This is a genomic window from Paenibacillus brevis, assembly GCF_018919145.1.
In the GTDB taxonomy this organism is placed as follows: domain Bacteria; phylum Bacillota; class Bacilli; order Paenibacillales; family Paenibacillaceae; genus Fontibacillus; species Fontibacillus brevis.
Map to the genome: position 1 here is coordinate 329,027 of NZ_JAHLQJ010000001.1, position 11,936 is coordinate 340,962.

Annotated in this window: 10 protein-coding genes; 5 read left to right on the plus strand and 5 right to left on the minus strand. The window is 52.4% G+C overall.

Going from position 1 to position 11,936, the window contains the following annotated elements; all coding sequences use genetic code 11:
* Positions 1 to 30: 30 nt before the first annotated feature.
* A complete protein-coding gene (locus KQJ23_RS01445) occupies positions 31 to 1,218 on the plus strand; it encodes a Ger(x)C family spore germination protein (RefSeq protein ID WP_216476864.1) in 1,188 nt (395 codons plus the stop codon).
* A gap of 27 nt (positions 1,219 to 1,245) precedes the next feature.
* Here the strand turns inward: KQJ23_RS01445 and KQJ23_RS01450 are convergent, their stop codons facing one another.
* Genes KQJ23_RS01450 through KQJ23_RS01465 form a run of 4 tightly spaced genes read right to left on the minus strand, consistent with a single transcriptional unit; the run spans position 1,246 to position 6,254 of the window.
* A complete protein-coding gene (locus KQJ23_RS01450; RefSeq protein ID WP_216476866.1) occupies positions 1,246 to 2,004 on the minus strand; it encodes an ABC transporter ATP-binding protein in 759 nt (252 codons plus the stop codon).
* Between the two features lie 4 nt (positions 2,005 to 2,008).
* Positions 2,009 to 4,327 carry an ABC transporter permease gene (locus tag KQJ23_RS01455; protein ID WP_216476870.1) on the minus strand — a complete coding sequence of 773 codons (2,319 nt, stop codon included), beginning with the start codon at positions 4,325 to 4,327 and terminating at the stop codon, positions 2,009 to 2,011.
* Between the two features lie 3 nt (positions 4,328 to 4,330).
* Positions 4,331 to 5,611: an MFS transporter gene (locus tag KQJ23_RS01460; RefSeq protein ID WP_216476871.1), complete on the minus strand. Its 1,281-nt coding sequence runs from the start codon at positions 5,609 to 5,611 to the stop codon at positions 4,331 to 4,333.
* Positions 5,604 to 6,254 carry a TetR/AcrR family transcriptional regulator gene (locus KQJ23_RS01465; protein WP_216476873.1) on the minus strand — a complete coding sequence of 217 codons (651 nt, stop codon included), beginning with the start codon at positions 6,252 to 6,254 and terminating at the stop codon, positions 5,604 to 5,606. The genes KQJ23_RS01460 and KQJ23_RS01465 overlap by 8 nt, the downstream gene beginning before the upstream one ends.
* Positions 6,255 to 6,500: 246 nt before the next feature.
* On the opposite strand from KQJ23_RS01465, the gene KQJ23_RS01470 reads away from it, so the two are divergent.
* The 3 genes from KQJ23_RS01470 (at position 6,501) to KQJ23_RS01480 (ending at position 10,743) form a co-directional block, all read left to right on the plus strand.
* Complete coding sequence (locus KQJ23_RS01470) at positions 6,501 to 8,351, plus strand: sensor histidine kinase (protein WP_216476875.1); 1,851 nt, start codon at positions 6,501 to 6,503, stop codon at positions 8,349 to 8,351.
* Position 8,352: 1 nt separating this feature from the next.
* Positions 8,353 to 9,252 (plus strand): response regulator transcription factor, encoded by a 900-nt coding sequence (locus tag KQJ23_RS01475; protein ID WP_216476876.1) that lies wholly within the window; start codon positions 8,353 to 8,355, stop codon positions 9,250 to 9,252.
* A gap of 153 nt (positions 9,253 to 9,405) precedes the next feature.
* Entirely contained in the window at positions 9,406 to 10,743 is a 1,338-nt protein-coding gene (locus KQJ23_RS01480) for an ABC transporter substrate-binding protein (protein WP_216476878.1), read from the plus strand.
* 5 nt (positions 10,744 to 10,748) lie between these two features.
* On the opposite strand, the gene KQJ23_RS01485 is transcribed toward KQJ23_RS01480, so the two are convergent.
* Positions 10,749 to 10,907 carry a hypothetical protein gene (locus KQJ23_RS01485; protein ID WP_216476880.1) on the minus strand — a complete coding sequence of 53 codons (159 nt, stop codon included), beginning with the start codon at positions 10,905 to 10,907 and terminating at the stop codon, positions 10,749 to 10,751.
* Positions 10,908 to 11,037: 130 nt separating this feature from the next.
* Here KQJ23_RS01485 and KQJ23_RS01490 point away from each other — a divergent pair, with 130 nt between their 5' ends.
* Positions 11,038 to 11,919 (plus strand): carbohydrate ABC transporter permease, encoded by an 882-nt coding sequence (locus KQJ23_RS01490; RefSeq protein ID WP_216476881.1) that lies wholly within the window; start codon positions 11,038 to 11,040, stop codon positions 11,917 to 11,919.
* The last annotated feature ends 17 nt before the right edge of the window (positions 11,920 to 11,936 follow it).

Sequence of the window (11,936 nt, forward strand, 5' to 3'; positions counted from 1 at the left end):
GGCTTATAACCTCTCTAAGGAGGCGATCCTATGTCGTCTTACAACAAAGGCCGGCTTACCGCATGCTGTCTCTGTCTTGTAGCCCTTCTTCTAACGGGATGCTGGGACAAGCTGGAGATTAACAAATGGGCATTCGTGCAGGCGACAGCCATCGATCTGTCCGCAAACGGGCAGCTGCGTCTTACTAATCAGATTTACAAGCCCAATACAATGGGAGCATCCAGCATGTCCCCTTCCTCCGAAGCTTCATTCTTCAACATCTCCAGCGAGAATACCACCATATACGGCGCCTCGCAGATGGCGAGCAATGAAATCGGCAGAAAGCTGCAGTGGAGTCACATGGAAACGATCATTATTAGCGAGGCCTTCGCACGCAGCCGCAATATCGGTGAAGTGCTGGATTTTTTCTCCCGCTCCAACGAACCGAAGAGCACCCTGACGATTGTGATTGTCAAGGGGGATGCAGGATCGTATCTGGATGTCAAACCCCTTGAGGAGAATAGCGTCGGCAAGCAACTGGCGTCCAGCATCGAGACGGCGCATATGTATACAGGAATGTCGCTAGTCGTAAGCCTCACGGACCTTAGCATCCTGGCGAAGCAACAGGAAGCGACGTTTGTTGTTCCGTATCTTCCTTCCATGGGAATGAGTGCTTTTCCCCGCACCCCAACCTTCGCACTGTTTCGATTTCCCGAGGGTAAGCTGGTTGACATCGTTCCCGTCTCAAGGGCTCCCTTCCTGCTCATGCTGATGAATCGTTATCAGAGCGGTCACGTCAACATCCCCTGCGGCGAAGGCAACGACAACGGCCAGGGGAGTGAAGCATTCAAAATTGAGTCTCTTCGCAGCACAATCAAACCTCGGCTGATCGATGACCGGTTGACGGTGCGTATCGATGTGGAGGTCTCTGGAAGCGTCAAGGAGCTGGTCTGCACCAGTATCATAACGGAAGAAGACGTAAGCAGCTTCACTGACAAAATCTCCAAGAAGCTGGAGAACCAGCTCTACTCGACGGTAGCTTACTTGCAGGAAAAGGAGGCTGATGTGCTTGGCGTAAGCACGCATCTCCACCGCTGGCATAACAGCCAATGGAAGACCTTGCGGAAAAATTGGAGAGAACGATTCAAGCAGGCAAAATTCGAGATTAACGTGCATGTACGTCTATCCAATACGGGTATCGATTCAGGTCAGCCGTTCACTGCCAACGAGCCCCCTTGAGTTTTCGGGTGTACGAATATTTTCAAATTATACTCCGATCTCCCTCATCTTTAAGGTTACTTGCCCGATCCGGCCATCCAGGCCCTGCCCGTCGAACTTCGGAAGCCTCAGCTCACTCACGATATTTCCGTCCCTCATGAACAGGGTACGCTCGGCTCTTGCGGCCACCTTGGCATCATGGGTAACAAGCATCACTGTTGTTCCTTCCGCATGAATTTCGGACAGCAGGTCCATGATTTCCTCGGCGGCCCGGGAGTTGAGTGCGCCCGTAGGCTCATCGCCGAAAATCATTTTCGGATTGTTCATCAGGGCCCGGCATATTCCCGCACGTTGAAGCTGTCCCCCCGATACCTGAGCAATATCTCGTTCCGCCAGTTCTGCTATGCCTACCCTGTCCATCAGCGCTCTCGCGCGTGCCGTAATTGCTCCGGCAGGACGTCGGCTGCCCCGCATGGACGGAAGAACGATGTTATCAAGGATATTTAGATTCTTCAGCATCGTAGGCTGTTGGAAGACAAACCCCATTTGGGTCCTGCGCAGCTCCGCAAGCTCGCTCTCTCCAAGCATCGACAGGTCCTTGCCGTCAAAAGCGACCCGGCCTCCGTCCACGTTATCCGTGCCGCTCAGTGCAAATAGCAGCGTGGACTTTCCTGAACCTGATGGCCCCATCACGGCTACGAACTCCCCCTCATGTATACTGACGGATACATCGTCAAGCACGTTGCGCTTTTCTTCTCCCGTCCCGAACGACTTCACAACTTGTTCTCCGGTCAGCAGTTTTTTCATCGGCCTACTCCTTTATATGTTCGGAAATTTTGATTGCTCCGGCACCGCTGGTGCCGATGATCGTCGCGATCAGCACCAGGCCTGCCATGAGCAGCGGGATAAGCACATACGAGAATAGCGGATCGGGCGTAAACTGAAATGCTGACGCCCCGAAGGAGGAAATCACAGCACCCGCAAGCTTCTCTCCCGCCGTATTAGCCAGAAGCGTGCCGAGAACAACGCCGGCCACCAGAATGAAGACTGAACGCGACAAGTACTGGAGCTGGATGTCCCCATTTGTGAAGCCAAACGCCTTCATAACGCTAATCTCATATCTATCCTTGAATACCAGCATGTTCATGAACAGCAGCGTAACCAACACTATGATGATCAGCGCAACCGCCATCGCTGCATAAGAGGCCTTTTCTATAGAGCTTCTTGTGGACCCGAACGTTTGAGCAATATATTCATCCATATCCGATACCTTCGTTTCCGGAAATCTGTCTGCATATTCGCCGGCTTTGCTGATTATTTGTGCCGGATCGGCAAGCTCGGCATAGAAGATGCACCACATTTGCTCTGCTGAAGAATCGGCAAATACGGCTTTGGCCGTCTTGCCTCCGTTCGTAATGTCCGAGTAAATGCCGCTGACCGTCAGCCGTACCGGCTTCCTTTGGAGCTCTACGGTAAGGAAATCACCGACGTGGACACCCAGCTCCTGAGCGTTGATCACCGACAAGGCAATCTCATGATCTGCGCCAGGCGCCACTCCCTCCGCATATTTGATCGGGAATCGGGAATGATCGCCGAGCTCGATTTTCAGCCTCTCCTCCGAGCCATTCTCCAGCTTGACGGGAAAGCTCTTGGTTGTCAGCATCACATAGTTCAGAATCGCGCTATCTGCCTCCAGCACATCCGTGATTTCTGCAGCTTGCTCAGATATGTGGCCGGTCTGCCGGAGGTCAATACGCAGATCAGCATCGCCGATACCCATATATTGAATGAAGTCCTTGGAGGAGATCGTAGCGTGCAGGTTTTGCGGAACAATCATGATGAAGGCCGAGATCACCAGCACAGCAAGCATCGTGGCATAGAGCTTTTTCCTGCTCAGCACATCCTTGATCCCAAGAAATACATTCGTATTCAACCACCCGCTTCTGCTCAAGCGAAGACTCCCCGTACCTGAGACCTTCTGCTGGGCAGTGCCGAAGCGGATAGCTTCTGCCGGAGAAATACGCCGGAACCGTCTAAGCACACCGTTCACGTAGGCCATAATGGCAAGGAACACAAGCAGGATGCCGATGATACCGAAGACGGCGCCAAGCGAGGCCTGATCGCTCTCCCCCATGTAGAGACGAATATTTTCGAGCAGCAGGCCCTGAAATCCTAGAGAGAGTACAAAGCCGAGCAGACTTCCTGCGGCCGCAATCACTGCATATTTGGCCACGTATATTCTCTTGATGTCCTGCACGCGCAGTCCGATCGCCTTCATCACCCCGATTTCACGATAGTCGTCCTCGATCTTGGCCAACAGCGTAAATCGGATGCACATCAGGGCAATTGCAACGACAAACAGGCTCACAAGCAAAATGACTCCAATCATCATGCCGTCGGAAATGGCGTTGATCATCCGGAACAACGGATAGGTGATTGCCGGTCCGTTCGCCTCCAATCCTGCGGCAGCATAGGCCGCCTCGAAAGCGCCGAGCGCCGACAGATTCTTCAATCTGAACTCGATCAGATACTCTACGCTCCCCTGGCTTTGGAGCTCCGCATAATCCTTGGCGCTGACGAGAAACCGCTTGGAGGAGGCAAGCGTGGAATTCATCTGCGAATCGCGGAGAAATCCAGCGACCGTCAAGGTCCTTTCACCAATGACAGCCGTGTCTCCAATCCGGGTCGTATTGTCCTTCATATAAGTCAGCGGGACATATAGCTCCCCTTCCTCTGCCTGAATGGCATGGCCATTGAGATCCAGCAAATAATCGAAGGCTTTGCTCTGGACGCTAAATCCGATATCCTGAACCTGATCTACCAGCGATTGACCGCCCAGGGTTACTTTAGCACCATCCATATTGAGAAACTCCAACACCTGGTAGTCATCAACCTCGTCATTTTGCTCTGCAAATGCCGACAGGCGCTTCATATCCAGTTCTCCTGTATGCATCTGCATAAAGTGGGGTGTCTTCGCCTTGACCATCAGCGTATCGATCGCCCCGGTCAGATTCACGGTGAGCATCGCCGCCAGCGACACCAGCATCGCCGCCGCCGCTACAAAGATCAAGGTGGTCATCGTGATCAGCTTACTCCTGGACAGGTCATTTCGAATCATTCTGTAATACATGGGTCACCTCCATTCCAACTTCCTAACTGATTTGAGCCGATACAAAAAGACCGAGGTAACGCATAGCAGCACTCCTGCAAGAATAATCAGAAGGCCCGTGCCTCTGCCGCTGCCCGTACCGATGATCCTGCCCACGCTTCCGGCAAGTGCTCCGCCCTCTACCAATAGCGGCGTAAATACATAGTCTGCCAGTACGCCAGACAAAGCATAGGCTGCCACGAACCCCACCTGGGACAGGACACCGATCATCGCCCAACCTCTGCCCTGCACAGAGGGCTCCATATTTATGCGAATCAAATAATCCAGACTGGCATTGGCATAAGGCAGCATAGCGAAAAAGAAAAACCCGGAGACAGCAATCAGAACAAGGTTCTCCCGAAAGCCGAATGCCGCCATGAATAGGCCGATCCCGAATAAGGAGAAGGAGAGAATATTGACGTAATTTTTCTTGATCGGAAGAAAACCTAGTATCGCACTGGAGACAAGCATGCCTGAAGCCACGACAGTCTCCAGCGTACCTACTACGGCGCTGTCCGTAAAGGCAAGCAGCATCGGGATGAACAGGGTCTCAATAAAGCCCATGAAAAAGGTCAACAAAGAGATCATCATCACCAGCATCAGCACACCTCTATTCCCCGCAACTGCATTCCATCCCTCCTTCAATTCCCGAGCAAAGGAAGGCGTCTGCTCATAGGGCTTCGAGGCAAGCCGGCTGCGCACAACAAGCGTCGTTACGACAGTAACAACAATCGTGGCAATATCCAGAATCAGCAGCAGCGTAATATCCGCTACGGAGAGCAGCAAGCCGGCGATGATCGGCGAGATCAGGAATTTGGCCGAGCCCGCCACCTGAACCAGACCGCTTGCCTTTGTGTATTCCTCCTCCGTAAGCAGGTCCGTCACGGTAGCCTTATAGGCAGGCTCAAGTAAAGAAGAGAATACTGAGCTGATCGTCACGCCTGCGCAAATCTGCCATAGCTGCGCCTCCCCGCCAAGCATGCACAAGAGAATGAATACCAGTCCTAGTGCAGAAAGACCGTCACCAGCAACCATAAGCAGCCGCCGGTCATAACGGTCCGCAAGCACACCTGCAAAGGCACTTAGCAGCAGCGACGGCAGAAAGGCAAGCAAGGTCACCAGGGCCATGGCCGAAGCCTGCCCCGTCTGCTGAAACACGTAAATACCTAATCCAAATGAAGTAAGTCCGCTGCCGATCGATGAGATCAGTTGCCCGGACCAAAGCAGAACAAATTTCCCGAAGGATGCACCCGGCTTGTTATTCATGACCCTCCGCTTCACCTCCGCCAAACATCTGCATGACCTCCATCAGGCTGCCGCTTTGCGCACCAAGCATCCGCTCCAGGTTCGAGATAAATGCCAACACTCGCTGCATGCGCTCCTCATCCGTCATCGGTACAAAATCATCATCAAATACGGTATTGGCATAAATGATTGCCATCTCCATGCACTCGTAGGGAAATGGGGTCTCGAACAGCCCTTGCTCAATACCTTCACGGACGATCTCCGTTAAAATCGGCGTGACACCGGCAATGATACTCTTGTGGATCTTCTGATGCATCAATGCGTTCTGCGGTTTGTGAATATGCTCCATTATTTCTTCGCCGCTTCCGCCGCTGCTGAGGTTCAACGCCATGACCGTACGAATTACCCGCTCGATGACCGGAATGCTCCGGTCCGCGGCGATCTCCTTCGCTGCCCCCAGCATCCGGACATTGTACCGCTCAATCAGCGCGTCCATAATATCTTCCTTCGACTTGAAATGATAATACAGCGTTCCCCGTGCAATACCGACCTTCTGGAGAATATCGTTAGTGCTGGTGCCGTCAAAGCCTTTCTGACCGAAGAGCTCATCCGCCGCATCCAAAATTTCATTTTTGCGTTCTTCCGCTTCTTTTACTACTCGCATACAGATCACCTCTCTATACATAGACCGACTGTCTGTCGGTTAAATCGTATCATATTTCCACCTTTTGTCAAGGGTCACTGACAGTGTTTCATCACTGCTAAAATAGAACAAATCTACACAGCCCCTCTCTTCTTCTTCCCTCCGTTGCAACAAAACCATGCAATTTCCGCCAGGCCCTTTGCGGTAAATTTTCTATGCTATAATTTTAGGAAAAGACATCCGCAGCAGCATTGGAGGCATGCCCGCATGGCTGGATTCATACGTTACCTGATTCCGCAGAAGCTGAAGTACCGCCTATTCATGGCTTTCGTCTGTTTGATTCTTCTGCCCTTCTGCGCCCTGAACTTTTATAACTATCAGCGCATCGAAACCCTGGTTCAGCAAAAGATCAGCCAGCAAAGCCATTCCCAGTTGGAGCAAATGTACCGCACCTTGGAAGATCAGATGGGTATCGCCTTCAAAACGCTCATTTTCCTAAAGCAGGATGACACGGTGAAATCCGTGCTTCGCTCCCCGGAGCAGCACGATGCCATTCAGAACAAACGGATCATGGAAAATATATTCATGAACCTGAACAATAGCTTTTTTCTGTATAATCCCTCCGTATATTTCATGATACTGGACCTTGATGAAAACGCATACACATCCTACCCGCCCAGAAATTCTCTCGTGTACAGCGAACTTCGGGATCTTCCCGGATTTGATCAGCGGGCCATGAACGCCCATGCCTATCATTGGGTTCCCAATGATCCTAACTATGTGCTGCGGGATGTCTCCACAAGCACGTATCTTTTATCCTTGTACTCGTATTTGATCGACAGCCAAAACCGGCCCTACGGATTGGCCCGGATCAGCATCGATTACTCCTCCTGGCTGCGCTCTGTTCATAATCAATCAGACCTGCAGCAGCAATATTTTTTGATTACGCGCGCGGGAGAAGAGATATCCAAATCGGTCCCGGATGCTGTTCTGCCCGAGAAAGTCATGGCGGAAATCGCAAGCCGGCCGGACCGTCAGTATTTCATCGACAAGGATTCCAATTCCCTGGTCAACTATATCTATGTGGAATCCCTGGATTGGTACATTGTCAACCGGATCCCGCTGCCGATTTTATTCAACGAGATCAACGCCTTGAAACGGCAGTATTTTACGACGTTCTTTCTTCTGATGGGCGCCTTCTTGGTCATGACGTTTCTGATCGCCGCGACGATCACCCGTCCACTGTCCCATTTGCAGAATAAGATGAAGGCAGTTGTCCGCAAAAGCCTGAAAATCCGGCTGCCTGAACGGAAATTCCGAGGCGAAATTCTGGAGCTGACGAGGACCTTCAACGTGATGCTAGACGACATGGATGTGTTGATTCAACGCCTGAAGGCGGAGGAAAGGCAGAAGGAAGCGGTGCACTTCCATATGCTGCTAGCGCAGATGAATCCGCATTTTCTATTAAATACGTTAAACACAATCAAATGGAGCGCGATCCGCCAGGGCAACGATGATATCACCGACATCACCTTGTCCCTGGGTAAGCTGCTGGAAGCCAGTCTGAATTCGGAAAAAGATCTGGTTCACCTCCAGGACGAAATCGAGTTGGTGCAGGCCTATGTCCATATTCAGCAAATCCGTCACAACCGCGGCTTTGAAGTGACATACGATTTCGACGAGGATATCCTGTTTGCATTGGTGCCGAAGCTAAGCCTGCAGCCGCTGGTTGAAAATGCTATTTTGCATGGCGTAAGCCATCTTACCGGTAATGGCCTGATCGAAATTACCGTTCGCCGGGAGGGACCGTCCAGGCTGGTGGTGGAAATTAAGGACAACGGCATCGGCATGAAGCGATCAGCACAGATGAAGAAGACGCGAAAGCGGCCGGGCATCGGCCTCGACAATGTCAGAGAGCGGCTTCGCCTGCTTTTTAAGGAAGACGGCCGGATGGAGATCGCCTCCTCGGATCAGGGGACGCTGATCCGGTTTACAATTCCTTTCTTATTGTCCAAGCCATATGCCAGGAGCCAGGACATCAGACTTGCAGAGGCGTCTCGCCTGACGGCGCTGCCGCCGGACGGAAGTTCGGCAGACGAATCCTCGGGAGGGCGGTAATATGTGGAAGGTATTACTTGTGGAAGACGAAGTGTTCGTGCGCGAATCCGTGCGTGAAATTATCGCCTGGGAGGAGCTTGGGTTTACCGTGATGGGCGAGGCCGGCAACGGAAGCGAGGCGCTCGTCATGATCCGCCGCGATCCGCCTGATTTGGTGCTCGCGGACATCGTGATGCCGGAAATGGACGGGGTAGAGCTGCTCCGGCGGACCCGGGAGGAAGGTTATCGCTCCCGCTTCATCATGCTGACCTGTATCGGCGAATTCGAGTACGTACGGCAGGCGATGGAGTATGGTGCCTCCAACTATATTCTTAAGCTGTCGATGAGCGTGAATTCTCTGCGGGATACGCTGCGCAAAGTAAGCGCGGAGCTCGCCAGAGACAGAACGGGCGTAGGGGGGCAGACAGCTGGTTCGCCGACGGACCGCCTTGTTGCGGAAGAGCAGCAGCTTCGTCAGTTGCCCTCTTCGATATGGATAAGTGAAGACTCTCCGGAGTATCGCGCGTATGAAGGCGGCAACAGGGCGGCGGATGTCCAAAGCCGCGGTCCTAAGGTTGGCGAAGCAGCCATCTCACATCCGGAAGTATACAAGATCATACAGTATATTTCCGAAAACTATTCGCAGGACATTACCGTGAAATCGATGGCTCAATACGTAATGATGGGCGAGAACTACGTCAGTGCCTTGTTCAAGAAAAAAACCGGGCTGACGCTGATCCACTATTTGCATGAAATCCGTGTAGAAAAGGCCAAGGAGTATCTGATCCACACCGAATTGCCGGTTCACGAAATCGGCCACCGGGTAGGCTTCGTTAACGACAATTACTTCATCAAAATCTTTAAGCGCTTGACCCAGCAAACGCCGAGCAAATACAGACAATGGAACAAAACGGCCAGATAGAAGAAATCAACGTTCCTTAAGACCCCCAATCCAAGCATACAAATGCATCGTTTTGTTCCGTGATCTGAAGGGATATGTATGTTCAATTCCGCTCCCGTTGCCTGCTACGATGGGGAGGATTCAACCATCAACGAAATAGGGAGGTCTTTACCCATGGGAAACAAAAAAGGATGGGCTGCACTGCTGTTATGCACATTGCTGATCGGCCTGTTGGCCGGCTGCGGCGGCAATAACGGCAAAGAGGCTCAAGGCAATCAGGGAGCGGCGAACAATGATTCGAAAGCGCCTTCATCAAACAAGGCTATCAAGCTGACGATGTGGGGCGGAGTTCCGCCTGAAGCTGGGCCGCAGGCGGTGGTGGATGCCTGGAACGCGGAGCATCCCGATGTTCAGGTAGAATATGTGCGCTTCGTCAATGATGACGACGGAAACCTGAAGCTCGATACAGCGCTGGCTACAGGCCAGTCCGTCGATCTGTTCGTCAATTACACGGTGACCCAGACGGCGAAACGGGTCGAATCCGGCGCGGCGCTCGATTTGAGCTCTTTTTCCGACTATGATATTGACGAAAAAATAGGTTCGAACGCGGAGACATGGAAAATTGACGGCAAATACTACGGCATTCCAACCAAGAAAAACGTACAGTTCTTCGCGCTCAATAAGGATGCGCTGGATGCCGCAGGACTTGAGGTGCCTAAAGCCTGGACTTGGGACGAGGCCAAGGAATACGCTAAGAAACTGAAGGACGCCGGATTCAAATACGGACTGGTCCAGCACATGGAGCCCTTTGCCGACCCGATGGATTCTGTTCTGGAGAAGAACGGCTATGTCAAAGAGGACGGCACCTCCAACATGGATCACCCTCTCGTGCTTAAATGGCTGGAGACGATGAACGCCATGATGAAGGACGATCAGACGACGCCTCCGCTCGGCGAGCAATTGACTTCCAAAATGCCGGTGGAAAATATGTTTCTGGGCGGCGAAGCGGCCATGATCAACATTGGGGAATGGCTGATCCGCAGCTCCAATAATATGAAGGACTTTCCCCGCGATTTCACAATCGCATTTGCCCCCGTGCCGCGGTTGACCGAGAATGAAGAAGACTTTATCACCAGCGGCGGTGTAGGCGACTTCATTTCGATCAATGCCAATTCCAAGAATACGGAAGCCGCCTGGGAATTCCTCAAGTGGTACGCCGACGAAGGCATGATGCCGATGGCAGCCGGCGGCCGGCTGCCCGCTTCCGGAGCGGTCGACCAGGAAGCCGCGATCAAGAGCCTGCTCGGCGAGTATGCGGATACGTATGACCAGGAATCGCTGGAATTCGTCCTGTACGGAAATAAAGCGCCGACATTCGTCCGCAAGCTTCCTCAGGAAATGGTGGATATGCGTTCTCAGGAATACGAAAAGTTCTTCCTCGGCAATCAAAGCGCCGATCAGACCGTGCAAGCCATGGTTAAACGGCACAATGAGTTCCTGAAGCAGAACTAGCCGGATTAGATTCGGAAGGCTTTCAATTCGATTAGGATCTCCAGTAGGGTGTCCCAAGATCTCAGGATCTGGCGGACATCCTTTTTATTGTTAAGCGATGCTTGCAGGGGAACGGCCGACAAGACGACGAGAGAATAGAACAAATCTGTTGTCTCTCCTCCCATTCGTTATCCTTCCGGGAATTGCATACTTCTGTAGCATGAGGTCGATGGTTTTGTTCCTTAAAAGCGGAGGCTCCCTCTTGTTATGCTGGGGATGCAACCGAACTTTTAAGACCAAGAGGAGTGGAGCCATGTGAAAACATCATGGATGAAAAGGCAGCAGATGCTGGGATATGTCTTTATCGGGCCGAACATGATCGGTGTGCTGCTATTTTTTATTTTGCCGGCGATGTACTCGTTTTATCTGATGTTTACGGATTACAAGTTCATGAAGCCGAACCCCCGGTTCATTGGACTGGCCAATATTCAAAGGATGCTCGGAGACGAAGTGTTCTATATCGCGCTGAAAAACACCCTGATCTTCCTGCTGTCGGTGCCGGTGTCTATCGGATTGGCCTTTGTCGTCGCGGTGATCCTGAACCGCTCCGTGCATTTGAAGAAGCTGCTGCGCGCCCTGTATTTCATGCCTTACATCACCAGCGGCGTCGCCGTTGCCTTCGTCTGGATGCTGCTGTTCCAGCCGACGAACGGACCGATCAACGGCCTGCTGCGGTCGATCGGCATCGCCCATCCGCCGGGTTGGCTGGCAACCACGGAAACATCCATGTTTGCCATCGATATCATTTGGATCTGGTTCATGCTAGGCTACAACATGATTATCTACCTGGCCGCCTTGCAGGAAATCTCCGGAGAGCTGCTGGAAGCCGCCAAAATCGACGGAGCCCGAACCTGGCAAACGATCCGCAATGTCGTCTGGCCGCTGGTCAGCCCGACCACGTTCCTGCTGCTCGTGACCGGCCTGATCATGACGATCAAGCAGTTCGGGATCATTCAAGCAATAACCCAGGGCGGTCCCGGAAACAGCACCACCGTGCTGTCCTTGTTCATCTATCAGAACGCCTTCCGCTATTACGAGATGGGGTATGCCTCGGCGATTTCCTGGGCGCTGTTCCTGGTCATCCTGATCTTCACCGTCATCCAGTGGATCGGACAAAAACGTTGGGTCCATTACTAGGAGCTGCTCATAAGGAG